At 60.9% G+C, this 23,481-nt stretch carries 19 protein-coding genes; 7 read left to right on the forward strand and 12 right to left on the reverse strand.

All coding sequences use genetic code 11. The features are described from left to right. Genes tkt through M5D89_RS01910 form a run of 3 tightly spaced genes read right to left on the reverse strand, consistent with a single transcriptional unit; the run spans position 1 to position 3,867 of the window. Positions 1 to 1,998: a transketolase gene (gene tkt / locus M5D89_RS01900; RefSeq protein ID WP_248884042.1), complete on the reverse strand. Its 1,998-nt coding sequence runs from the start codon at positions 1,996 to 1,998 to the stop codon at positions 1 to 3. 58 nt (positions 1,999 to 2,056) lie between these two features. Continuing rightward, positions 2,057 to 3,004: a class II fructose-bisphosphatase gene (gene glpX, locus M5D89_RS01905; protein ID WP_248884043.1), complete on the reverse strand. Its 948-nt coding sequence runs from the start codon at positions 3,002 to 3,004 to the stop codon at positions 2,057 to 2,059. Positions 3,005 to 3,051: 47 nt separating this feature from the next. Further along, positions 3,052 to 3,867, reverse strand: coding sequence for an inositol monophosphatase family protein (locus M5D89_RS01910; protein ID WP_248884044.1), 816 nt, complete (start codon positions 3,865 to 3,867; stop codon positions 3,052 to 3,054). Positions 3,868 to 3,948: 81 nt separating this feature from the next. Between M5D89_RS01910 and M5D89_RS01915 the strand changes: the two genes are divergently transcribed. Together M5D89_RS01915 and ispH are read left to right on the forward strand one after the other, a co-directional pair. Then, complete coding sequence (locus tag M5D89_RS01915) at positions 3,949 to 4,680, forward strand: 16S rRNA (uracil(1498)-N(3))-methyltransferase (protein ID WP_248884045.1); 732 nt, start codon at positions 3,949 to 3,951, stop codon at positions 4,678 to 4,680. A gap of 52 nt (positions 4,681 to 4,732) precedes the next feature. After that, positions 4,733 to 5,683: a 4-hydroxy-3-methylbut-2-enyl diphosphate reductase gene (gene ispH / locus M5D89_RS01920; protein ID WP_248884046.1), complete on the forward strand. Its 951-nt coding sequence runs from the start codon at positions 4,733 to 4,735 to the stop codon at positions 5,681 to 5,683. Here the strand turns inward: ispH and M5D89_RS01925 are convergent. From M5D89_RS01925 to M5D89_RS01935, 3 genes are all read right to left on the reverse strand, one after another. Beyond that, positions 5,680 to 7,083: a DNA recombination protein RmuC gene (locus M5D89_RS01925; protein WP_248884047.1), complete on the reverse strand. Its 1,404-nt coding sequence runs from the start codon at positions 7,081 to 7,083 to the stop codon at positions 5,680 to 5,682. The genes ispH and M5D89_RS01925 overlap by 4 nt on opposite strands. Positions 7,084 to 7,098: 15 nt before the next feature. Then, positions 7,099 to 7,551, reverse strand: coding sequence for a large conductance mechanosensitive channel protein MscL (mscL, locus tag M5D89_RS01930; protein ID WP_248884048.1), 453 nt, complete (start codon positions 7,549 to 7,551; stop codon positions 7,099 to 7,101). 85 nt (positions 7,552 to 7,636) lie between these two features. After that, positions 7,637 to 8,167: a hypothetical protein gene (locus tag M5D89_RS01935; RefSeq protein ID WP_248884049.1), complete on the reverse strand. Its 531-nt coding sequence runs from the start codon at positions 8,165 to 8,167 to the stop codon at positions 7,637 to 7,639. A gap of 146 nt (positions 8,168 to 8,313) precedes the next feature. Here M5D89_RS01935 and M5D89_RS01940 point away from each other — a divergent pair, with 146 nt between their 5' ends. Beyond that, positions 8,314 to 9,615 (forward strand): ISNCY family transposase, encoded by a 1,302-nt coding sequence (locus tag M5D89_RS01940; protein ID WP_346347697.1) that lies wholly within the window; start codon positions 8,314 to 8,316, stop codon positions 9,613 to 9,615. A gap of 30 nt (positions 9,616 to 9,645) precedes the next feature. On the opposite strand, the gene M5D89_RS01945 is transcribed toward M5D89_RS01940, so the two are convergent. The 3 genes from M5D89_RS01945 to M5D89_RS01955 are packed head-to-tail and all read right to left on the reverse strand — an operon-like array spanning position 9,646 to position 15,310. Beyond that, positions 9,646 to 12,756, reverse strand: coding sequence for an efflux RND transporter permease subunit (locus M5D89_RS01945; RefSeq protein ID WP_248884051.1), 3,111 nt, complete (start codon positions 12,754 to 12,756; stop codon positions 9,646 to 9,648). Next, the gene (locus M5D89_RS01950; protein WP_248884052.1) at positions 12,753 to 13,892 is read right to left on the reverse strand and encodes an efflux RND transporter periplasmic adaptor subunit; all 1,140 of its coding nucleotides are present in this window, start codon (positions 13,890 to 13,892) and stop codon (positions 12,753 to 12,755) included. Before M5D89_RS01950 ends, M5D89_RS01945 begins: the two co-directional genes overlap by 4 nt. Next, the gene (locus tag M5D89_RS01955) at positions 13,889 to 15,310 is read right to left on the reverse strand and encodes a TolC family protein (RefSeq protein WP_248884053.1); all 1,422 of its coding nucleotides are present in this window, start codon (positions 15,308 to 15,310) and stop codon (positions 13,889 to 13,891) included. The genes M5D89_RS01950 and M5D89_RS01955 overlap by 4 nt, the downstream gene beginning before the upstream one ends. A gap of 211 nt (positions 15,311 to 15,521) precedes the next feature. Between M5D89_RS01955 and M5D89_RS01960 the strand changes: the two genes are divergently transcribed. Genes M5D89_RS01960 through M5D89_RS01970 form a run of 3 tightly spaced genes read left to right on the forward strand, consistent with a single transcriptional unit; the run spans position 15,522 to position 18,036 of the window. Next, positions 15,522 to 16,031, forward strand: a complete 510-nt coding sequence (locus M5D89_RS01960) for a Spy/CpxP family protein refolding chaperone (RefSeq protein ID WP_248884054.1) — start codon at positions 15,522 to 15,524, stop codon at positions 16,029 to 16,031. Next, positions 16,028 to 16,756, forward strand: coding sequence for a response regulator (locus M5D89_RS01965; RefSeq protein ID WP_248884055.1), 729 nt, complete (start codon positions 16,028 to 16,030; stop codon positions 16,754 to 16,756). Before M5D89_RS01960 ends, M5D89_RS01965 begins: the two co-directional genes overlap by 4 nt. Continuing rightward, positions 16,753 to 18,036, forward strand: a complete 1,284-nt coding sequence (locus tag M5D89_RS01970; protein WP_248884056.1) for an ATP-binding protein — start codon at positions 16,753 to 16,755, stop codon at positions 18,034 to 18,036. Before M5D89_RS01965 ends, M5D89_RS01970 begins: the two co-directional genes overlap by 4 nt. On the opposite strand, the gene M5D89_RS01975 is transcribed toward M5D89_RS01970, so the two are convergent. Both M5D89_RS01975 and M5D89_RS01980 read right to left on the reverse strand, forming a co-directional pair. Further along, complete coding sequence (locus M5D89_RS01975) at positions 17,998 to 18,372, reverse strand: hypothetical protein (protein ID WP_248884057.1); 375 nt, start codon at positions 18,370 to 18,372, stop codon at positions 17,998 to 18,000. The two genes, M5D89_RS01970 and M5D89_RS01975, sit on opposite strands and share 39 nt — an antisense overlap. A 22-nt stretch (positions 18,373 to 18,394) precedes the next feature. After that, positions 18,395 to 20,518, reverse strand: coding sequence for a UvrD-helicase domain-containing protein (locus M5D89_RS01980; RefSeq protein ID WP_248884058.1), 2,124 nt, complete (start codon positions 20,516 to 20,518; stop codon positions 18,395 to 18,397). A gap of 99 nt (positions 20,519 to 20,617) precedes the next feature. Here M5D89_RS01980 and M5D89_RS01985 point away from each other — a divergent pair, with 99 nt between their 5' ends. Next, positions 20,618 to 21,565, forward strand: coding sequence for a DnaJ C-terminal domain-containing protein (locus tag M5D89_RS01985; RefSeq protein WP_248884059.1), 948 nt, complete (start codon positions 20,618 to 20,620; stop codon positions 21,563 to 21,565). A gap of 6 nt (positions 21,566 to 21,571) precedes the next feature. On the opposite strand, the gene M5D89_RS01990 is transcribed toward M5D89_RS01985, so the two are convergent. Then, positions 21,572 to 23,434, reverse strand: a complete 1,863-nt coding sequence (locus M5D89_RS01990) for a sensor domain-containing diguanylate cyclase (protein ID WP_248884060.1) — start codon at positions 23,432 to 23,434, stop codon at positions 21,572 to 21,574. Positions 23,435 to 23,481: the final 47 nt, after the last annotated feature.

A 23,481-nucleotide genomic window follows, 5' to 3' on the forward strand; every position in this document is an offset into this window, starting at 1 on the left:
TTACAGGGCCTGGAAACGTGCCACCACGTTATCTGCCGTGAACCCGAATTTCTCAAAGAGCACAGCCGCCGGAGCCGAGGCACCAAAATGATCGACGCCAAGCACGCCCCCCTGCAGGCCCACATATTTGTACCAGAGGCCGGTAGTACCGGCCTCAATGGCCAAACGCTTGGCAACCTTCTGGGGCAAGACGCTCTCCCGGTATTCTGCATCCTGGGCATCAAAGAGTTCCAGACAGGGCAGGGATACCACCCGAACCTGCACCCCCTGCTCCGCAAGCTTGGCCTGGGCGGCAAGGGCGAGCTCCACTTCGGAACCCGTGGCCAAGAGGATACCCTGGGCCGGACCTTGCGCATCTTTCACCACATAACCACCACGGCGGATACCAGCCACGGTGGCATCACTGTGCGGTAACGACGGCAGATTTTGCCGGCTCAGGGCCAGCAGGCTGGGTGATTTCTCCTGCTTCACCGCCGACTCCCAGGCGATGGCGGTCTCGACCGCATCGGCCGGACGCCAGACGTGCAGGTTGGGAATCAAGCGCAGACTATTCACCTGTTCGATCGGTTGATGGGTGGGGCCATCTTCGCCCAAGCCAATGGAATCGTGGGTCATGACATAGACCACGCGCAGGCCCATGAGGGCCGACATGCGAATGGCATTCCGGCTGTAATCGGAGAAAATCAGGAAGGTGCCACCGAAGGGCAGGAAACCGCCGTAGAGGGTGACGCCATTCATGATCGCCGACATGCCAAACTCGCGCACCCCATAATGGATGTAATTGCCATCGACCTTGGCCTTGCCAATATCTTCGGCTTCTTTCCAGCGGGTGTTGTTGGAGGGGCTCAGATCCGCCGATCCGCCAATGAACTCTGGCAGCGCAGCCGCAATCCCTTGGATCGTCTTCCCTGAGGCGACACGGGTAGCGATCTTGGGTGACTCGGTGCGGAAATCCGCAATGACTTTGGCGATAGCCGCATCAAAGGCGGGACTTGGAACGCCACGCAAGCGGCGCTCAAACTCCGCCGCATCGCTCGGGAAAGCGGACTTGTAAGCAGCAAATTTTTCTTGCCAAGCAGCTTCCGCCGCCTTGCCCTTGGCGCGCGCATCCCAGCCTTGGTAGATCTCCTGCGGCACAAAAAACGCCTCATTGGACGGCCAGCCCAAGTGTTTGCGCGTGGCCGCAACCTCGTCTGCACCCAACGCTGCTCCGTGTACATCGTGGGTTCCTGCCTTGTTGGGCGAACCCTCTCCAATCACCGTCTTGCAACAGATCAGTGTCGGCTTGCTGGCCTGTGCACGCGCCTCCACGATGGCCGTCTTCACGGCCTGGGGATCGTGGCCATTCACGTTGCGGATCACATGCCAACCATAGGCCTCGAAACGTGCGGGAGTATCGTCTGCAAACCAGTTGTCGACATGGCCATCGATAGAAATGTTATTGTCGTCGTAGAAACACACCAGCTTGTTTAGGCCCCACACTCCCGCCAAGGAGCAGGCCTCGTGGGAAACGCCTTCCATGAGGCAGCCGTCGCCAAGAAACACGTAGGTGTAGTTATCAACGATTTCGTGTCCGGCGCGATTGAATTGCTTGGCCAATAAACGCTCAGCCAGCGCCATGCCCACACCATTCGCCAACCCTTGCCCGAGCGGGCCGGTCGTGGTTTCGACGCCGGGGGTATCTCGATATTCAGGATGCCCCGGGGTCTTGCTGTGCCACTGGCGGAAGGACTTGAGGTCGTCAAGAGAAAGGTCGTAGCCCGTCAGATGGAGCAGCGCATACTGCAACATCGACCCATGACCGTTGGACAGCAGAAAGCGGTCGCGCCCTGGCCAATGCGGATTGGCGGGATTGTGGACGAGGAAGTCGTTCCACAACACTTCCGCGATGTCTGCCATGCCCATCGGCATCCCTGGATGGCCAGAATTGGCCTTTTCGACAGCGTCCATACTCAGGACACGAATGGCATTGGCGAGGTCCGTGCGATTCACAGTCATGCAAAGCTCCTTAAGAGGGCGACCCGAATACGGCCGGTCGCTGGTTCCAAGATAAAAATCAGTCGTCGGCCCGCTGGTGGGTGCGCACCCGGCGCAAAATACCATCGTGACCAGAAATGACGAGGCTCTCACTCTCGACAAAGAAATGGGATCGGGAGACGCCGTCCAGGATATCGCCGCTGGTCAGACCCGTCGCGACAAAGAGGACATCGTCACTGGCGACCAGCTCGTCACGCCCAAGCCAACGGCCCACCTGCAGGCCCGCCTCGGCGATCGCTTCCGCCTCACCCGGCTTCTGCGGTGCAAGGGCGCCGAACATGTCGGCACCCATGGCGCGGGCGGCGCAAGCCGTGATCACGCCCTCCGGCGTGCCACCAATGCCCATCATCGCATCGACCTTGGTACCCAGCGCTGCCATGATGCCGCCACTGACATCGCCGTCGGTCTGCAGGCGGACGGTTGCGCCAGCTGCCTGGATCTCCCGGATCATGGCCTCGTGACGGGGTTTTTTGAGCAGAAAGATGCGCAGCTCCTTGACGTCTTTCCCAAGAGCCTTGGCCAAGGCCTGCAACTTATCTTTCATGGGCGCCGCGGGATCGATCTTGCCGCGCGCCGGCGCCGGGACCACCAGCTTGTCCATGTAGAACGCCGGTCCTGGACGGAACATGCTGCCCTTGGGGGCAGCGGCCAGCACGCAAATAGATCCTGGCATCCCCTGGGCGAGAAAGGTCGTGCCCTCTACGGGGTCGACAGCAATATCCACTTCCGGTCCGCTGCCCGAGCCCACCGCTTCGCCATTGTAGAGCATCGGCGCCTCGTCCTTTTCCCCCTCACCGATTACCACTGTGCCGCGCATGGGCACCTGTGCAATCGCGGCGCGCATGGCGTCCACCGCCGCACCATCCCCGAGCTCCTTCTCTCCCCGGCCAATCCAGCTGCTGGCAGCACGGGCTGCAGATTCGGTAACGGGAAGTAGGCTAAGAGCCAGATTACGGATGGTGGCCATGGGGGAAAATTCCTTCAGGTGGTAATTGAAATGGGTTCAAGCATAAATCAAGCGCTGCTCTTTGGAAACTCAGCGCTGAGATAATCGCGCCAGGCCACGTGCAATTGCGGGTCGAGGGTGGCGAGGACAGAATGTTTTTGCAGGTCGCGGGGATCCAGGGCGGCTCCGTCCAAAGTGCTCATCTGGCCACCTGCCTCCTGCAGAATCAGGCTTCCGGCCGCGCGATCCCAAAGTTGCTGCGCACCGTGCAAGTAAAAATGATACCGCCCTGCCGCAAGCCAACTCCATTCCAACACGCAGCTCCCGAAATTTCGTTGGCTGTGGAAGGGTTGCTGCGTCACCAGGCGGAGCGCCAGTGCGTGGGTCAAGCGCTTGTAATCGACCACCCCCACAGCCGCTCGCAATTCCGGTGCTTCGCGCCTGTGCAGGCGCTGACCATTGAGAAAGGCACCGTCACCACGAATGGCCGTATACAGGTCCTTGCGCATCGGATCATAAATCCAAGCTTGCCGGGTTCCAGCGCTATCCAGCAGGGCCAGACTGATACCGAAGACCGGCACGCCGGCGGCGAAATTGCTCGTGCCATCCAAAGGATCCAGACACCAAAGCCGCTCCCTCGTTGCGAGAAGGGTTTGCTGTTCGCTGGCAGACATCTCCTCCCCCAGAAGAGGGATATCGGGGTAGCGTTGTGCCAAGCGCTCTTGCAAAAATTGCTGGCTGTCGAGGTCAGCGCTGGTGACGATGCTACCGTCTGGCTTGCGCGCACTCGAAACCCGTTGATAACCAGGCAAGAGGATTTTCGCCGAGCAAGCTTGCAACTGCTCTGCAACCCAAGGATCATCGATGCGGTCTTGCGCAATCATGGCGCTAGGATAAAGCAGACACGCTCTGCGGTCACTCTGCTGCACTTTTGCCCGGCGTCGCGTTCATGCTCCAATAGGCGCATGCCCCGTATCCATCTGTTCACCGAAACCCTGGCCGAGGCCGGGGAGTTTCTCCTGCCCGAGGCGGCCAGCCATCACCTGTTACGGGTGCTACGTGCCCGCCGCGGGCAGGAACTGACCCTATTCAGCGGCGACGGCCGGGAACAAGGCGCCAAGGTAGCGAGTGCGGAAGGTCAGCGCGCCCTCCTCGAAGTACAAGAAGCCTATCTTCGAGATACCGCAAGTCCTCTCCACATTACGCTAGCGGCCCCCGTATTGCGCGGCGAACGCTGGGACTGGTTACTGCAGAAAGCTGCGGAGCTGGGCGTTCAGAAGCTGCAACCCCTGCATAGCCGTTTCTGTCAGGTGCCCTTGTCCGAGGCGCGCAATGAGAAACGACTACGGCGCTGGCGGGAAATTCTCGTTGCTGCAGCCGAACAGAGCCAAGCCACTCGCATCGTCCAGTTGGCTGAACCGTTACCCCTGGCCGAATACTTGCCACAGGCCCACAGCGAACTACGCTTGGTTTTTGACGCCGCCGCAAGGGAAGGACTTCGCTCCCTGTCGCCATTGGCAGCAGCGAGTGTGGAGTTACTGACCGGCCCGGAGGGGGGGCTCGCTGCAGAGGAGCTCGAGGCAGCCCAGGCAGCGGGCTTTCAGTTGCTTCGCTGTGGACCGCGAATTCTACGCGCCGAAACTGCGCCCATAGCGGCGTTAGCCATTCTCCAGGCGCAATGGGGGGACATTGGTTGACAGCAGGGCATTGGCGCCGGACCATGAGGAAAATTGCTTGGAGCCCAATCCGATGGAAATCCTGTTAGCGAACCCGCGCGGCTTTTGTGCTGGTGTCAATCGTGCCATCCAGATTGTCGAACGTGCCCTGGAGTTGTTTGGCGCGCCGATCTATGTTCGTCATGAGGTGGTGCATAACCGGCATGTGGTGGACGACCTGCGCAATCGTGGCGCGATTTTTGTCGAAGAACTGGACGAGATCCCCGACGGCGCAACGGTGATCTTCAGTGCCCATGGCGTTCCCCTGGCGGTACGACAAGCCGCCGAGGCTCGCGGTCTGAGCGTTTTCGATGCCACCTGCCCCTTGGTGACCAAAGTCCATATGGAGGTCAAGAAGTACAGTCGGGAGGGGATGGAAATGGTGCTCATCGGACACGCCGGCCATCCCGAGGTAGAGGGCACCATGGGCCAAGTCGAAAGTGGGATGATGTATTTGGTGTCTAACGTCGAGGATGTGGCGCGCCTGCGCCCACGCGATCCAGAGCGCCTTGCCTACATTACCCAGACCACCTTGAGTATGGATGACACCGCTGAGGTCATTCAGGCCTTGCGTGCGCGTTTTCCCGCGATTCAAGGGCCGAAGAAGGACGACATTTGTTATGCCACGCAGAATCGTCAGGACGCGGTGAAGAAGCTCGTGCCCGATGTAGAAATCCTGCTAGTCGTCGGTGCGCCCAACAGTTCCAATTCCAGCCGTCTCGCCGAGCTGGGCCTGCGCCTGGGTACGGTGACGCACCTGATTGAGGATGCATCGCAAATGCGCAAGGAGTGGTTCAGTGGCAATCCGCGCATCGGTATCAGCGCGGGGGCCTCGGCACCGGAGAGCCTGGTCCAGGAGATCATCGTCACGCTGGAATCCTGGGGCGCGCAAAAGCCGCAGGAATTGCCGGGCGTGGAGGAGAAGGTGATCTTCAGTCTGCCCTTGGCCCTCAGTCAGGCAAAGCCAGTCGAGAATCCGCGCTAAGCCTCTTCGTCACCTTCGCGTACGGCTGATCCGCGCACCAACAAATCCACGGGTTCCAAAGCGGGGATCTCGCGCTCACTAGGGGTAGCACCCAGTTCAGGAAATCTCCGCGCCGAAACCATAACCCGGGTTTCCAGCGACGCCGTCGCCTGATTGTAGGACTGCACCGCACTCTGCAGCTGCTTGCCGAGCTTCGACCAATGCCCGCTCAAGGTAAGCAAGCGATCATGCAGCTCACGCCCCAATGAGCTGATGGCCTGCGCATTACTGGCCACCGCCTCCTGGCGCCAGCCATAAGCGGCAGCCCGCAGCAGGGCGATCAAGGTGGTGGGTGTGGCGACAATGACCTTTTGCTCCATTCCATACTCAATCAGACTCGGATCACTCTGCAAGGCGGCACTAAAAAAGTCCTCTCCCGGCAGGAACAGGACAACGAACTCCGGACTGCCAGGCAGCTGTTCCCAGTACGATTTCTTGCCCAACTGCTGCAGGTGCGTGCGCAGTTCCGCCGCATGCTTTAGCAAATAGCGCTGGCGCTCCGCATCATCTGACGCCTCCACTGCATGCAAATAGGCATTCAGCGGCGCCTTGGCGTCAACGATAATCTGCTTATCTCCCGGCAAGCGTACGAGGAGATCGGGACGTTGCACTCCATCGTCGCTGTGCAGCGAGGCTTGTTCCACAAAATCACAGTGCGCCAGCATCCCCGCCATTTCGACCACACGACGCAGTTGCATCTCCCCCCAGCGACCACGGGCGGCCGGTTGACGCAGGGCCTTGACCAGGGCCGCAGTTTCTTCGTGCAGGCGAGGTAGATGATCCTGCACCAACCCCCGCAACTGCTCTGTCAGGGCGCTGTAGGCGCTATTGCGCACCTGCTCCAGACCATCCAGACGCTCGTTCATTTTGCCGAGGGACTCACGGATCGGGGTGACGAGCTGCCCAAAGCTGTTTTGCCGACCCTCCCAATCCTGGCGCGCCTGCTCCTGGAAGCGAGCCAGATTTTCTTGGGCCAAGCGCAGAAAATCCTCATTATTGCGCCGCAGGGCGTCGCTCGATAGGGCAGCGAAGGCCTGACTCAGCCGCTCCTGCGCCTCGCTCAATACCTGCTGCCGTTCCTCGCCACGTTCACGCTCTTGCCGCAAACGCTCTTGCAATTCAGCGAATTGCACGCGTGTATGCTGTAATTCATTCCCTAGGGATTGGGCTTCTTCCCGTCCTTGCCGCAGTGATCCCTCTAACTGCCGGCATGAAGCCTGCTGTTGCGCGAGATTTTGTTCGGCAGCTGCAAGACGCGACTGCCAAGTCTGGCGCTCTGCACGCCACCAGAGCCAAAGTACAAAAGCCCCCAGCAGAACTCCGACAACAAACGCAAGGGCAATCCAAGCTGGGGGCAGCATTACGCTGTGATGATCTCAGGACGTCAACTGCGAGGTGCAGTTGGGGCAGCGGGTAGCCGACAGCGGGATGGACGTGGCACAAAAAGGACAGTCCTTGCTGCTAACCGGCACCGCGGGCTTGGGGTACAGGCGGTTGATGCTGTGAACCAGCAGGAAAATTACGAAGGCAATGATCAGGAAACTGATGATGGACATGATGAACAGACCGTAATTCCAGGTCACGGCCCCCGCTTTCTCGGCTGCCGCAAGGGTCAGGTACGGACCAGGCGTCTTACCCTCATGAAGCACCAGAAAAAGATTACTGAAATCCACCTTTCCCAGCACCAGCCCAATGGGCGGCATGACGATGTTCTTTACTAGTGATGTGACGATCGCCGAAAAGGCACTGCCAACGACGAAGGCAACCGCCAGATCGATGACGTTGCCGCGTTGTAAAAATGTTTTGAAGTCCTTGAAAAATTGCTTCATATTCCCTCCCTTTAGGTGTTATCGACTGCGACTCCAGTCTAGCAAAGCTACTGCACAACACTCCAGAGGTCAGCTTTTCTGCACCTTACGGCAAAGAAGGTGCTTGTGCGCTACAGAATTGATTAACCCTTGCCTTTTGCACCTGCATCGGTGACTGATTGGCTTCTTGCAAACAATTCTGCACGCTGCCACGACAAAGTTGCGCCCAGGCTTGGGTCTGCTGAAAGAAATTCCCCGCAGCCTGCGCAGGCGCGGCATAGGGATGGCCGACAAAAAGACGTTGCAGGGCCGAATAATAGTCACTCTTGGCGCCCGCCCAACGCGACACGGCACCCCAGCATGTGCCCTGCTGATCCGCCGCGCTATGCACACAGCCAATGGCATCGCGACGCACCAGATCCAGAGATCTCTGCCAGTCTTGGCAAAAGCGCCCCTCAGCAGCGCGCCGTTGGGCAGTAACGGCAGCAAGGCGTTCCTCCGCGAGCTGCGCCGCGCGCTCCGCCTGCACGGATCGAGCCGCAGCCACCGCGCTGGAACTTGGCGCTGGTGCCGGCATTTGGGCGCAGGCAGCGAGGGAAAAAAGGGTCAAAACGAGCGGTATTTGTAATTTGCGCATGAAAGTTCCTCATCCTTTCGTCAGCGCCGCCTTTATATCATAATTTTTGTGAACTTGCGTCCGAGCGCGCGGCGCGTGTTAGCCCCAAGCAGTAATGTCCCCTTTGTCCAATTCTAGAATGTCCCCTTTTGCGTTGCGGGGGCGGCATGGGCGAGGAGTACAACACGATGAGCTATCGAGAGATGGATCGACTGGAGTTGCTGCAGGCTCTGATGGGTAAGCAGCTCCGGCAACGGGAGGTCGCCGAGCGGCTGAGTCTGAGCGTGCGCCAGGTCAAACGCCTTGTCGCACGGTATCGGGCCGAAGGGGCCGCCGGGCTGGTGTCCCGGCAGCGCGGCAAGCGGCCCAACAACCGGATTTTGGACTCGGTCCGTGAATCCGCCATCCAGTTGGTGCAGACGCACTACGCAGACTTTGGGCCAACGCTGGCTCGGGAGAAATTGGAAGAACGACATGGCTATCAGCTCTCTACGGAGACGTTGCGCCAGTGGATGATGGCCGAAGGTCTGTGGGTGGCGAAGCGGCGCAAGGCGGCCCGTATCCACCAACGACGGCCCCGACGCCCTTATCTCGGTGAACTGGTACAGATCGACGGCTCGCCCCACGACTGGTTCGAGGAGCGTGGCCCCCGCTGTACCCTCATCGTCTTCATAGACGATGCTACTAGCCGCCTGATGGCTTTGCATTTCGTACCAGCCGAGACTACCCAAGCGTATATGGAGACGCTGCGAGCGTACCTGAAAGCGCATGGTCGCCCGGTAGCCCTGTACTCCGACAAGCACAGCATCTTTCGCGTCAATCACCCCGATCAGGAGGGAGTACCCACCCAGTTCACTCGCGCCCTGCAGACCTTGGATATCCAAGCCATCCACGCCAACAGCCCGCAAGCAAAGGGGCGGGTCGAACGGGCCAATCAGACTCTACAAGATCGCCTGGTCAAGGAGCTACGCCTGCAGGGCATCTCCGATCTGGAGGCTGCCAACGCCTTCCTGCCGGAGTTCCTGGCCGATTACAACCGGCGCTTTGCTGTCTCCCCGCAACATCCCCAGGATGCGCATCGTCCCGTACTGCACAACCCAGAAGAATTGTCCCTGATCTTCTGCCTGCAGCACACCCGCAAGCTCTCCAAAAACCTGAGTTTTCGCTTCCAGAACCGCGAATACCAACTCACGAATTACAGCAGTGGCTACCGCCTACGCGGTGCCAGTGTAACCGTCTGCCAAGCCTTCGACAGCAGCATTACCTTGCTGTATCAGGGACAGCCCCTAACCTACCGGATCCTCGCCGAGGGTGAGCCCCCCATCCCCTTGGACGATGAGAAAAGCCTGCACTTACGTATTGAGCAAGCTGTGAAGGAGCAGGCCCAACGGAGCCACTGGAAACCCGCGCCCGACCATCCCTGGCGACGATACCCTCAGTCTAAGCCCGCTCACACATCCACCCCCTGAACTCCCTCCAAGGGGACATTCCTGTCTTGCTCAAAAGGGGACATTCCTGCTTTGGGTTGACACCGAGCGCGCGGCGCGAGACCGGCGCCACGCAAGACCGCCCTGGAAACGCTCCTTCATCCCCTCAAAGAATATGTAAAAGGCCGGGGTCACATACAGGGTCAGAAACTGTGACACCACGATACCGCCGGCCACCGCCACCCCCAGGGGCACCCGGGATTCCGCTCCGGCGCCAATGCCAATGGCAATGGGCAGAATCCCCAGTACGGCCGCCAGGTTGGTCATCATGATCGGGCGAAAGCGGGTCACGCAGGCATCCACCATGGCATCGACGGCCGAGGCCCCCTCGCGACGGCGATGGATGGCAAAGTCCACCATGATGATCCCGTTCTTTTTCACCAGACCGACCAGCATGATGATGCCAACAAAACTGAAGAGGTCGAGTTCCTGACCAAAGATCCAGAGTGCCAGGAGGGCGCCGAAGCCAGCCAGAGGCAGAGCGGTGAGAATGGTCAGGGGGTGAATGAAATCCTCGTACAGAATCGCCAGGATGGCATAGATCAAGGCGATGGTGGCCAGGAGGAGGAGCGGCAAGGAGCTGTTGGATTGCTGAAAGGCCTGGGCCGACCCGCCAAAACTCCCCTGGACGTCAGCGGGCAAGACCTGGGCAGCCACCTTCTGCACGGCCTGGGTGGCTTGGCCCATGGAGGTTCCTTGGGCCAGGTTGAAGGACACCGTCACACTGGGGATACCGTCATAGTGGCTGATACTCAGGGGGCCGACCCCATAGCCAAAACTGGCCACTGCCGATAGGGGCACCAAGCCCGCGCTGCCGGGCAGGGTGATGGCCCCCAGGGCGCCAATGTTCTGTTGAAAGCGCCGCGCCAGATCGAGGATCACCTCATATTGGTTGGTCGAGGCGTAGATGGTCCCCACCTGGGTACCGCCAAAGGCAAAGTTCAAGGCCTGCTCGATGCTCTGGGGGGTAACTCCCAGAGCCTGGGCACGATTGTGCAAGACATGCACATCGATCTGCGGGTTGGCTACCTGCAAGTCACTGTTGACCGCTTGCAGCCCGGGCACCTTGCGCAAGGCCGCCACCAGCTTGGGTACCGCGGCGTCCAGGGCGTCCTGATCCTCACTTTGCAGGGTGTACTGATAGTTGGATTGGGAGGAAATAGGCCCCATCTGAATGGCCGGCGGGAGCAGGAAACTGGCCTCTACACCGGGAAAGCGTTGCACCGTCTGTCGCAGCTGGGCAATGATCTTGTCGCCGCTGGCCCGATCCCCCTGGGGCTTGAGCCGGATGATGAGGCGCCCGGTATTGGCCGAGCCGAAGGCCCCTGCCCCCTGCCCAGCGCTGGACATGACCGCATCGACGCCGGGATTTTTTTGCACCGCCGCGGCCACCCGCTCTTGCAGACTTTTCAACTGAGCAAAGGAGATACCCTGGGGATACTGCAAGTTGCCCATGACCATGCCGCTGTCTTCGCTGGGAATGAAGCCCTTAGGCAGGATCACGAAGAGTCCGATCATGGCGAGAAAACTCAGACCCGCGATCAGATAGATCCAACCCCGATGCTCCAGGCTTTTGCGCAGACTGCGTCCGTACCAACTACGCAGCCCGGCAAACCAGCGTTCAAAGCCCGAAGGTGTCTGGTGCTTGACGCGCAGATAGCGCGCACAGAGCATGGGGGTCAGGGTCAAGGACACTAGGCCCGAGAGCAGGATGACCACGGCAATGGTGACGCCAAACTCCCGAAAGAGGCGACCGATAATGCCACCCATGACCAAGAAAGGCAGAAAGACCACCGCCAGGGACAGGGTCATGGACATCACCGTAAACCCAATCTCCGAACTGCCGGCATAGGCCGCCTGTTCGGGCTCCTCCCCCTGCTCCTCGTGACGCGCGATGTTCTCCAGCATCACCACCGCATCATCCACCACAAAACCGACGGAGAGGGTCAAGGCGAGCAGGGTGAGGGTGTTGAGGGTATAGCCTAGATAGGAGAGGACCCCAAAGGTACCGAGGATGGAGGTCGGGATGGCCAGGGCGCCAATCAGGGTCGGGCTGCCCCGGCGCAGGAAGAGCCACAGAACCCCCGCCACCAGCACCGAGGCGAGGAGCAGGGTGTACTCCACTTCCTGCACCGCAGCCCGGATGTAGTCGGCCTTGTCATAGATGATCTTGAGCTTGGCGCCCCCCGGTAGCCCGGCGGTAAAGCTCGGCAAGCGTTGCTGAATCGCTTCGGAAATCGCCACCGTATCGGCATTGGGCTGACGCACCACCGCCAGGATCAGAGCCCGATGCTGGCCCAGCCAGCTGGCGATCTGATCGTTGTCGACACCATTGTCTACCTGCGCCACGTCCGCCAGGGGCACCACCGTGCCCCCGCTCTGAGGCACCGGCATGTCGCGAAAGGCTGCGGCATCGTGGAGCTGACCGTGCACGTTCACCGCATAATTGCGCGCCGTCCCGAGCAGGGTGCCCTGGGGGAGATTGACGTTGTGACTGCTCACCGCCTGATCCAGGGCCTGCAAGGAGAGGCCATGGGCCTGCAGGGCAAAGGGATTGGCATGGATGCGCACGGCATAGTTCTGCTCGCCAAAGACCTGCACCTGGGCCACGCCCGGGATACCCGAGATGGCCGGCACCACCTTGTCGACGGCGTAGGCATTGAGCTTGTAGATGGGCATGTCCGGCGCCGAGAGGGCGATGAATTCGATGGGCGCCGCCGACGGATTCATCTGCTTGACGAAGGGCAGGCTGGGCATCCCCGGGGGCAAGAGGTGCTGGGCCTGGGTGACGGCGTTCTCCACGTTCTGGGTGGCCACGTCGATATTCTGGCTGAGATCGAATTGCAGGATGATACGGGTCGAGCCCAGGCTGCTGGTGGAACTCATGGACGACAGGCCGGGGATGCTGGAGAACTGCTTTTCCAGGGGGGTGGCTACACTGCTGGCCATGGTCTGGGGGCTCGCCCCCGGCAGGCTGGCGGAGACCAAGACCGTAGGAAAATCGACACTGGGCAGCATCGCCACCGGTAGGTTCTGAAAGGCGAAGATCCCGTAGATGACCAAAGTCAGGCTGAGAATGATGGTCATCACCCGTCGGCGGATGAACAGCGCCGAGAGATTCATGCGCCGCCTCGATGGTGATTGCCCCCGCCAACGTCAGATCCCGCTGGCGCCTTTTGGCCGGGAAGCAGGACGTGAACCCCAGCATAGACCCGGGCGGGTACCGGATTGATCACCTGGGCGTTGGCCGACAAGCCCGAGATGACGGCGGTCTGCCCATCTTCCCAGAGTACCTGCACCGGCGTCGCTTCCACCACCCCCTTAGGGGCCTGATAGACAAAGTTGCCATTGCTGCCTTGCTGTACCGCCGCTACGGGCAGGGTCAGGGCCTGGGCGACCTGCTGCACCGGCAACTGCACCTCGACAAACTCTCCGGGCCAGAGCCCGCTGCTGGCATTCTGGGCCTCGGCCTGGACACTCACGGTGGCCGTGGTACTGCTGACGCTATTGTCGATGATGTGCAGGGTGGCGGTATCCAGGGTCGTGCCTTTTTTCTCATCCTGGATCAACAGCTTCCATGCCTTCGCCTGCGCGGTGCGGGCTGCCCCCAGCAGACTTTGGGGAATCTGAAAATTGATGCCGATGGGGCTAATCTGGTTGATGGTGGCCAGCTGGGTCTGGTTGGCGACCACCAGGTTGCCGGGCTTGACCAGGGCCATGCTGATCCGGCCGCTGATGGGCGCGGTAATCCGCGTATAGCCCAAAGTAATCTGGGCCTGCTGCACCGCCGCGGCGTCGGCTGCTACCTGGGCTTGGCTGGCCTGGGCCTGGGAAACGGCCTGCTCATAACTCTGGCGGGTAATGAAGTCCTTTTCCACCAGCGGTTTGTCCTGCGCCACCAGGGTGCGATTATAGCGGGCGGTGGCTTGGGCCGCAGCCAGATTCGCCCGCGCCTGGGCCAGAGTAGCGGCCGCTTGGGCCGGATTGATGGTGAACAGGGTCTGTCCCTGCTGCACCACGCCACCCTGGGTAAACGACAGGGAGGCCAGTTGGCCGGAGGTCTGGGGCACGATGGAGACCGTCTGCAACGGCGTCACGGTACCCAGAAAGCTCTGATAATGGATCATGTCCTGGGCCTTGGGCTGGACGAGGGTAACCCGTAGGAGCGGGGGGCCACTCCGCTCGGCCTTCTGACACGCCGCCAGTCCCCAAGGCAGACACAGGATCAGGGCAATGCGGCCCCAGCGATAGGATTTCACGGTTGCGATGCTCCCACAGGGATGCCCACGGCTTGGCTCAATTGCGCCAAGGCCACGTAGCTGTTGACGAGGTTGGCGATCAGACTGTAGCGGGACTGCGCCAGGGTAGACTCTGCTTGCAGCACATCCTGGATGGTCGCCTGCCCCACCTTGTACTGGGCAATAACCACCTCCATGGCCTTACGGGCATTGGCCAGGCTGCTACGCGCACCCGGGTAGGCCGCCAGATCCCCTTGAAAGCCATGGTAGTCCTGCCAGATGCTGACGAGGGTGCTGTTGCGGGTGGCGGCGAGGGTATCTGTCTCTTGCCGCGCCGTAGCCTCGGCCTCGCGCACCTGGTAGTGGTTATCGAAGCCGGTGAAGAGGGGCACCGTCAGGCTCAAGCCCACGCTCCAGGTATCGCCGGGCTGGAATCCCCCTTGAATCTGATAGCCGTAGGAGCCCGTCACCCCCAGGCTGGGCAGCCCCTGGGCGCGGGCCGAGCGGACGTTGGCCTGGGCCACGGCCACTTGGGCGCGGGCTTCCTGGAGGGCGGGATTCGCCGTTTCTGCTGCGTGCATCAGGGTTTCCACGCCCTGTTGTACCTGGCTCGGCGGCGCACTGTCGGTGGTCAAGGGGGCAATGTGGATGACGCTGTTGGTGGGCAGACCCAGGCTGCTGGCCAAACTTCCCTCGCCACTGCGCACTGTCTGCGCCTGTGCGGCGTAGGTGGACTGGGCCGTGGCCAGGGAGGCGCGCGCCTGGTAGAGAGCGCCAATGGTGGCTTGCCCCGCCTGATGCAGCACCTCGGCGGCCTCCAGGGCCTTCTGGTTCTCGGCCACCGTCTTGGCATCGGCAACGAGCAGAGCCTGATTCCCCAGGAGCTGATAATAGGCCTGAGTCACGGTAAAGATAACTGCCTGCAGGGTCTGGTTCTGGGTATAGCCCGCCACCCACTCCTGGGCCTGGGCGGCATCGGTCTTCGCCGCGCGCAGGCCAAAGTCCCACAGGGTGTAGCTCAGGCTCAGGCTAGGCATGACGCTGTTGCGCGCCGGCACACTGAAACCCGCCGTCGACACCGCCTGACGGCGGGAGGCGCTGGTGCTGAAGGTCAGGCTGGGTAGCCAGGCGCTATCGGCCACCCCCAGGGCCGCGGCCTGGGCCCGCAGGGCCTCCCAGGAGGCCGCGGTTTGCGGATTATGGGCCAAGGCCCAGGTCGTCAGTTCCGGAAGGGTCCAGGTTTTGGCAGCCATTGCTGCCGGCCAGGCTTGGGACGAGGGCAAGGCAGGGAGGCGCTCGGGGACGCCTTTCCAGGACTGACCCGCTTGCCCAGGCAGGCCGCTATCGGTGAAAAAGGGGTCGTCGAAGGCGGCGCCGATCCCGGCCTGCGCCACACCATTGACCAGCAACAGGCCGTAGAGGAGCCATCGACAGTGCATCGTTTTGTCATCGCTATATCCTGGGACGCCACTATTGTCCTTGATCTTCTCGTCCTGCGCAGCAACTTTTTGCCCGGCAAATTATGTACGTCTGTGACGATCTACGTTGATTTTTGTAAGAATTTTTCACTAGATTGATCGGCCGGGCAACCGTATTCTGCCTATCGAGCGATAGCGCTCGGCCGTTATGTACTGTCAAGGAGATGTCGTTATGCGGAAAACAATGCTTTCTCTGCTCACTTGGTCCGCCCTGGCCCTGGCTCCCGTGGCCAGCATGGCGGCAGACATGCCAGCCCCGGTGATGCACGGACCCATGCATCCGCATTGGGGTCCGCGCGCTGCAATGATGAAGAATGCCCCCGTTCCCATGCTCATGCCGATCGTCTGGCGCCATGCAGTGGAACTGAAGTTGACACCGCAGCAGGAAACCCAATTGGAGACCTGGCGGAAAGAGCAAATGGGACAATGGAAAGGACAGATGGAAAGCATGCGTGCCCACAATCAGGCCCTGCAGAGTGCCCTGCTGCATGGGGAGACGGGTAGCGCCCTGAAGCCCTTAGAGGACGCAGTCCTTGCCGATCATCAGGCCATGTTGCAGCGCGGCATTGCCCAGGTCGGCTTCGTACATAAACTGCTCAACGCGGAACAGTGGCAGAAAGTGACGGCAATTTATGCGAAGATGGAAAATGGCCCGCAGCGAGGAGGATGGCACAAACCGTGAGTAATACTGCCCGCATCTTGTTGGTGGATGATGACGCCAAGTTGCGCGCGATATTGATGCGCTACCTGGAGTCTCGGGGCTATACCGTGCATGGCGCCGCTTCGGCGGCGCAGATGGATCGGCTCCTGGAGCGGGAGCGCTATGACCTCCTGCTCCTCGATGTCATGATGCCGGGGGAGGACGGCTTCCAGATTTGCGATCGTCTGCGCAAACAGGAATCCTTGCTGCCGATCATCATGCTCACTGCGCGCGGCGACCTGGACGATCGCGTGCAGGGCTTGTCCATGGGCGCCGATGATTATGTCGCCAAACCCTTCGAGCCCGAAGAACTGCTGGCGCGCATTGGCGCCGTCCTCCGGCGCAGTCAGGACAGCGGCACCGTTGAGCCCAGCCCAGGCGCCATCGACTTCGGCCCCTTCCATCTCGCCCTCGACTATCGCCGCCTGTACCGCGGCGACCAGGAAATCGACATCACCGAAACCGAGTTCGCGCTGCTGCGGGCCCTCGCCGAGCATCCCTGGCAAACCCTGTCGCGGGACAAGCTCCTGGGCATGATCCACGGGCACAGTGAGGACATCCCTGGCCCGCGCGGAATCGACGTCTTCGTTTCGCGCCTGCGCCGCCTGATCGAGGATGACTCGAGCAAACCGCGCTACCTGCAAACGGTCTGGGGGCGCGGCTACGTCTTCGTTCCCGACGCCGGGAGTCCGGAACCACGCCAGTGAATTTACGAAAACTCTGGTCCGATACCCTCTTCGGGCGGATCTTCCTGCTCATCGGCGCCTTGTTGCTGATGAGCCAGTTCGTGGTCTATTGGTACTTTACTATCTACCTGGGAAATCCCCAGGCGCGCCATCTCGCGCAAAGCTGGGCACAGATTCTTACCCTGAGCAGCGCCCTCGACGTCGGCGAGGCTGAATGGCTGGCGCCACGCCTGGCGCGGATCGGCATTGCGTTCTACCCGGTCGACGAGATGACCGGCCATGCGCCACGGCAACCCATCATGCGCAATGCGCAGCGGCTATTGCACGACATGGGCTGGCCACACGCTCAGGCGCGGGTAGATGATCAGCAGCATTTGTTATGGATTGATCCCGACCCGCACAGCCATGTGGTGGTGGCCATGCCCATCCCCAAGCCTCCACCGGGGCCTTCACCGCAGTGGTTCAAACTGAGTGCCATCCTCCTGCTCTCCCTGCTCGGGGCCTATCTGATCGTGCATCAGATTACCGGTCCCTTGCGGCGCCTGGTGCAGAGCCTGAATGCCAATCGGGGCCGCGAGGGGCCAGTCGTCTTGCCGGTTGAGGGACCCGAAGACATCAAGCATTTGGCGGGGGAGCTGAACACCGCCCTGCGGGAGCGCTACGAGCTGACAGAAGAACGAGAAATGGTATTGCTTGGTGTGTCGCACGACCTGCGCACCCCGCTCACGCGCATGCGGATGCTGGCCGAATTTCTGCCTGCGGAAGCGGCAGAGATCCAACAAGATCTGGTCGACAATCTCTGGGAAATGGACGAAACGCTGCACCAGTTCCTCGACTATGCCCGCAGTGGCCGCGAGGAGCTGGCGGAAGAAATCGATTTGTTGGCCTTTCTCCGCCAGTTCGCGGAGCAGCAGGGGGCCGATGTCACCTGGCATGAACCGGCGCAGGGATCCGCGCCGGAGACGCTCTACCTATCCGTTACCCCGGTGGCACTGCGTCGCGTTCTGCAAAACCTGGTGGAGAATGCCCGTCGCCACGGTAAGGCACCGATCGAACTGCGCGTCGTGCAGGAGAAGGACCGGGTGACCATCGAGGTCCGCGATCATGGTGAGGGGATCGCGACAGAAAAACTGGCCCTCCTGGGCAGGCCATTTGCGTTGGCCGGTCGCGGTGGGGGCACCGGCCTGGGCATTGCGATCGTGCAACGCATACTGCAGCGCCTGGGCGGCTCCATCGCCTTCAGTAATGCCAGCGATGGTGGGTTACTCGTGCGTCTTTCCCTGCCCCTGCGCCAGGCTTGAGGCAGCGGCCGCCTGCTGCGGACAGAGTTTGCGCAACTCGCGCAGTTCCAAGGGATCCAGCTTTTGCCAGGCAATGTTGCCACAGCGGCCCTGAATGGCGCCCTCCAGCGTCCCGGTTTGGGAAATCCCCGGTGCTACGACGAAATTCGGCACCGACACGGCGCTCCCCGTTGGCGTGACGGACTGTAACGCAGAACTCGCCGATTTTGCTGCGGGCTGAACCCCCGGACCCGTAGGATGCAGCCAGAGAAAGAAAAATCCGACCAACACGATCAACGACAAAATGACAATGACCACCGCCATCCAGGATGCCTTGCTGTTCGTGTCCGTGCTCATCTGCGCCCCTCCTTACTTCCTCTCAGGATAGTTTTTCCAGACTCACAATGCCAAGTGCCAACCATTTGGTGCCGGTGCTGAACTGAATTTGCACTCGCCCCTGACGCCCGCCGCCCTCGTAATCCAGGACGGTACCTTCGCCAAATACCGGATGGCGGATCCGCCCACCCAGGGGATAGGGACAGTCACTACGGCTGGCAACCGCGGGTATGGCCGCGGCCAGCGGTCGAGAAATCCGGGCGCGGGGACGGAGTTCCTCGACTTCCTCAGGCGGGAGATCACGCAGGAAGCGAGAGGCCAAGGTCAGACGCTCACTACCATGCAAACGGCGGCTCTCGGCGTGGCAGAGGACGAGCTGTTGCATGGCGCGGGTCATGCCCACATAGCAAAGTCGGCGCTCCTCGGCGAGGCCGGCGGGATCCTCAAGGCTGCGCTGATGGGGAAAGAGGCCCTCCTCCATCCCAACCAGAAACACCAAGGCAAACTCCAAGCCCTTGGCACTATGCAGACTCATCAACTGGACCGCGTCCTCCCAGGCCTCTGCGCCTCCTTCCCCTGCCTCCAATGCCGCGTGGGTGAGAAACTCACTGAGTAGATCACCGGGGACCGGGCTGAGTGCCCGCAATCCATCGGAACTGTCCTGCAGGGCAAAACTACGGGCGGCATTGATCAACTCCTCCAGATTCTCCAGGCGTCCTTCGCCACGGTCGCCGTCGCGTGCGTGCCAGTCGCGCAGGGGCACCCGTTCCAGAACCCGCAGTACCTGCTCATCCAGGGCCTTGTCGGCACAGACCGCCGCCAACTGGTCAATCAAGGTGAGAAAGTCGTTGAGCTTACCCTGCCTCAGCTCGCCCGCAGCCTGCCACAAGGATATTCCGCGTTCACGAGCGAGACCGCGCAGCCGCTCGAGGGTAACGGCGCCAATGCCGCGCGCAGGTACATTCACCACCCGTTCGAAGGCGGCATCGTCATGGCGCTGCAGAACCAGACGCAGATACGCGAGAACATCCTTGATCTCGGCCCGCTCGAAGAAACGCAGGCCACCATAGACCCGATACGGCATTCCGGCACGCAAAAGATGCTCTTCAAAGGGCCGCGACTGGGCATTGGAACGATAAAGGATCGCACAATCCTCGCGCTTTCCCCCCGCCGCCACCCATTGCTCGATGCGACCTACAACAAAACGTGCCTCATCCTCTTCGTTGAAGGCGCGATAGAGTTGCAGCGGATTCCCTTCTTCGCGTGCGGTCCATAAGGTCTTCCCCAGTCGATCGCTATTCTGCGCGATGATCGCATTGGCGGCGGCCAGGATGGGCGCCGTAGAGCGGTAATTCTGCTCCAGACGAATCAAGCGTGCCCCAGGAAAATCCTGCTGAAAGCGAAAGAGATTTTCCACTTCCGCACCGCGCCAGGCGTAGATGGACTGATCATCATCACCGACCACAAACAGGTTTTTGTGCTCTGCGGCCAAACGCCGCAACCACTGATACTGCACCGCATTGGTGTCCTGAAACTCATCAACCAGAACCTGCTGAAAACGTTCCTGATACTGGGCAAGCAGATCACGATCCTCCCAAAGACGCAGGGCATACAGGAGCAGATCAGCAAAATCGAGGGCACCAGCCCGCTCGCGCAGCAGCTCGTAGCGTTGGTAAATCTCCAGCAGCGCAGCCGGCACCGAACGCTCTCCGGCCAGCTCCTGCGGCCCGAGTCCGCCATCCTTCCAGCGGCTGATACGCGCGGCAATCTGTCGTGATGGCCATTGCTTTTCGTCCAGTTGCAATTCGCGCACGGCACGGCGCACCAAGCGCTGGCTATCATCGGCGTCGAGCACGGCAAACTGCGCCGGCAAACCGAGCGCTTCGTGGTGCATACGCAACAGACGGTGCGCAATGCCGTGGAAGGTTCCCATCCACAGTCCCCGCAGATCCATGTCGAGCATGACGGCCAAGCGCTCGCGCATGGCGCGTGCGGCTTTGTTGGTAAAGGTAACCGCAAGGATCTGTGCCGGGTGGAGGCCTTCTTCGAGCAGATAGGCAATACGGCTGGTAAGCACCCGCGTCTTGCCGGAGCCGGCACCCGCCAGGACCAGCGCCGGCCCGGGCGCTAGCAATACCGCTTCCCGTTGCCGCTCGTTTAGCTCCATGCTTGCCTCATCCCGCTGGTGACTTGAAAAAACGCTGCTGCGCCCCCACTGTCGCATCAGGTTCATCAGATGCCAGAGGGCATGATACGGGGGGTTCCCTTGGAATACAAAGACTACTACCAGATCCTGGGGGTGGCGCGCGACGCCGATGCCGACGCGATCAAATCCGCCTATCGAAAAATGGCACGCAAGTACCATCCCGACGTGAGCAAAGAGGCCAACGCCGAGGAGCATTTCAAGGAGGTTCAGGAGGCCTACGAGGTGCTCAAAGACCCGGAAAAGCGGCGTGCCTATGACCAACTTGGCAGCAATTGGCGCGCTGGGCAGGACTTTCGGCCACCCCCAGGCTGGGAAAATTTCGCCGGAGGCTTTGCCGGCGCGGCCGGCGGCGGGCCGGATATCGGCGGCTTCAGTGATTTTTTTGAGGAGCTCTTTGCCCAGCGTGGGCGACGAAGCCCGCATGGCGGTGCGGCATTTCGGATGCGCGGCGAAGACAGCGAGGCGGAAATCCAGGTCCCTCTGGAAGATGTTTTCCGGGGTGCCAAGCGGGAGATTTCTTTGGAAGTTCCAGTGCGTGGCGCTGATGGACGGGTGCATCGCGAACGCCGCCAACTGAGCATCAAGATCCCGGCCGGCATCACCGAGGGGCAGCGGCTGCGCATTGCGGGGCAGGGTCAGCCGGGTGCTGGTGGCGGGCCCAATGGCGATCTCTATCTACGTATTCGCTATGCGCCCCATCCGGATTTTCATGCCGAGGGCAAGAATCTCTTCCACGAGCTCCCTATCAGCCCCTGGGAGGCGGTGCTGGGTGCCTCCGTTGCGGTGCCCACCCTCGATGGTCAATTACGCGTGAAGATTCCGGCGGGGAGCAGCAGCGGCCAGAAACTACGTTTGGGTGGAAAAGGCCTGCCCGGCCCAAAGGGCGGGGCAGCAGGGGACCTCTATGCGGTCCTGCAGGTCGTTACGCCGAAACAGATCAGCGAAACAGAACGGGCCCTGTGGGAAAAATTGGCGGCCGAGAGCCACTTTCAGCCGCGCGACGGGTGACCAAGTTCAGGGGCGGGAAAAGCAAACCACTTGGTTTCGCCCTTGTCTCTTGGCCTCAAACAGGGCGTGGTCGGCGGCCTGCAGCAAGTCGTCACTGGACTGCATCTGCGCATCGCGGCTCGCCACCCCAATACTTACCGAGATCACGTGTTCCAAGCCAGTCCAAGTCTCTGCTGCAGCCAGACGGGCACAGATTCGCTGCGCTAACACCTCCACCCCCTGCAAATCGGTTTCTGGACAAAGGATCGAAAACTCGTCTCCACCAATGCGGCAGGGAACATCCTGATGCCGGGCGAAATCGCGCAATACGCTGGCAACCCTGCGCAAGACCTCATCGCCGCCAGCGTGCCCCAGGGAATCATTGATACTTTTGAAGTTATCCAGATCCAGGAGCATCAGCGCCAGATTTTTCTCCTGCCGCTGGGCGAGGGTCCATTCCTGCCGTAAGCGTTCGTCGGCATAGCGACGGTTGCGCAGGCTGGTCAGCGGATCCGTCAGCGCCGCCTGACGCAGATCCCGATTGATCTCTGCCAGGGAACCCGTAAAACGACGCATCCGTTGCTGGCGCTGCGCATATTTTTGCCGTGCCTCGCGGCGGCGGTAGGCGCGCTGCAGGTGTTTCTGAAGGGCCTCGCATCGCAATGGTGTGCACTCATAGGCATCGACCCCAAGCCGAAACAACAACGCTTCACTCTGGGCGTCCAGTGCTTCGCCATAAAGAAGCAGGTAAGGCCCAAACACCGCATCCAACCCGGCCAGAAGATCCTTGATCTGTTCCGCATGCTGGGGGTGATAGGCAACAAGGAGCAGATCCAATCCATTGGGCACCGATACCGCTGGCATCTCAAGAAACGACAGCAAATTGAGGCACTCTGGCGGCAGATCTGCCTGTTCGCCCAGGCAAAGCACAGACAGTTTGGAAACATCGTCAGACGATACCTCTCGCTCCACCGCCAGCGACTTCCAGTCCAAGGGTTCAGAGAGCAGCGGAGCGGCCTCCTGCAGCAGATCCTGCCAATGCTCCCAATTCACCATGAGGCGCGATAACTGCTCTTGCAGCAGCAGGTCATCCACGCCCAGAGCCTGGGACTCTACCACCAGCCGCTGCACGTCCTCTACTCGCTCGGGGTTATCCAGCAGGCACATTCCCGCCATGCCCTGGCCTAGGCGCAGCAGGCGCGCCAGGTACAGAGGCCGGCTGGCATCAGGAAATGTGCTCAGCGCCTGCGGATGCGATTGATGGAAGACCGCCTCGACGAAGACGACCGGCAATCCCCATTCTTCTACCAGCAAGGAAGACAGTTCATCCTGATCGATCCCATACTGCTGACGTTCCGCCTGCAATCGCACTTCAATGTCGTTGCATCCCTCAAGCGGTGCGGCCAACTCGACATAGCTCTCCGTGAAGAGGCTCACCAAGGCCAGCTCACCCACTTTTGCCAGCAATGCGACGACAAAAATTTCATCTGCATTTACCTGCCCAAGGTGCTCGGCCAGGGCTTGGGTCGCGAGCGCAGCCAGCAGCGCGCGTGTCCAAAAGTGGGGATAATCAAAGCCGGCAACGCGGGGCGTGGTCGATTGCAGAAGGGCCAAAGCCAGAATCAAGCGTTTGATTTGTGCCTGGCCCAAAACCAGGATCGCATCGGCAACCGCCACGATGGGTCGCGAGCGCGTACGAATGGAGACATTCGCGAGCTGCAACAAGCGCGCGTTGGTCGCAGGATCGGACTGCAGCACCCGGACCAATTCACGACTGTCCACTTCCTCCTGCTCCAACAGGCGCAATGCTTCCAGGTACACGCCTTTCGGCGACGGAAGTTTACCGCCCTGTCGATATTGCGACAGCCAGTCTGCGTTCCTGGTCGTCATTTCGTTCCCCGGCAAACCTTGGCAATTTTTCAGTAGGATATACTAGC

Origin of the sequence: Acidithiobacillus acidisediminis (assembly GCF_023277115.1) — a bacterium.
Lineage (GTDB): Bacteria > Pseudomonadota > Gammaproteobacteria > Acidithiobacillales > Acidithiobacillaceae > Igneacidithiobacillus > Igneacidithiobacillus acidisediminis.

Excerpts from the sequence above, each read along its gene's own strand:
- M5D89_RS01975 (WP_248884057.1), bottom strand. The coding sequence starts at position 18,372 with ATGAGCACGGACACGAACAGCAAGGCATCCTGGATGGCGGTGGTCATT.
- mscL (WP_248884048.1), bottom strand. The coding sequence starts at position 7,551 with ATGAAGCAATTTTTCAAGGACTTCAAAACATTTTTACAACGCGGCAAC.
- tkt (WP_248884042.1), bottom strand. The coding sequence starts at position 1,998 with ATGACTGTGAATCGCACGGACCTCGCCAATGCCATTCGTGTCCTGAGT.
- M5D89_RS01960 (WP_248884054.1), top strand. The coding sequence starts at position 15,522 with ATGCGGAAAACAATGCTTTCTCTGCTCACTTGGTCCGCCCTGGCCCTG.
- M5D89_RS01925 (WP_248884047.1), bottom strand. The coding sequence starts at position 7,083 with ATGCTGCCCCCAGCTTGGATTGCCCTTGCGTTTGTTGTCGGAGTTCTG.
- ispH (WP_248884046.1), top strand. The coding sequence starts at position 4,733 with ATGGAAATCCTGTTAGCGAACCCGCGCGGCTTTTGTGCTGGTGTCAAT.
- M5D89_RS01935 (WP_248884049.1), bottom strand. The coding sequence starts at position 8,167 with ATGCGCAAATTACAAATACCGCTCGTTTTGACCCTTTTTTCCCTCGCT.
- M5D89_RS01945 (WP_248884051.1), bottom strand. The coding sequence starts at position 12,756 with ATGAATCTCTCGGCGCTGTTCATCCGCCGACGGGTGATGACCATCATT.
- M5D89_RS01990 (WP_248884060.1), bottom strand. The coding sequence starts at position 23,434 with ATGACGACCAGGAACGCAGACTGGCTGTCGCAATATCGACAGGGCGGT.
- M5D89_RS01915 (WP_248884045.1), top strand. The coding sequence starts at position 3,949 with ATGCCCCGTATCCATCTGTTCACCGAAACCCTGGCCGAGGCCGGGGAG.
- M5D89_RS01955 (WP_248884053.1), bottom strand. The coding sequence starts at position 15,310 with ATGCACTGTCGATGGCTCCTCTACGGCCTGTTGCTGGTCAATGGTGTG.
- M5D89_RS01980 (WP_248884058.1), bottom strand. The coding sequence starts at position 20,518 with ATGGAGCTAAACGAGCGGCAACGGGAAGCGGTATTGCTAGCGCCCGGG.
- glpX (WP_248884043.1), bottom strand. The coding sequence starts at position 3,004 with ATGGCCACCATCCGTAATCTGGCTCTTAGCCTACTTCCCGTTACCGAA.
- M5D89_RS01940 (WP_346347697.1), top strand. The coding sequence starts at position 8,314 with ATGGGCGAGGAGTACAACACGATGAGCTATCGAGAGATGGATCGACTG.
- M5D89_RS01910 (WP_248884044.1), bottom strand. The coding sequence starts at position 3,867 with ATGATTGCGCAAGACCGCATCGATGATCCTTGGGTTGCAGAGCAGTTG.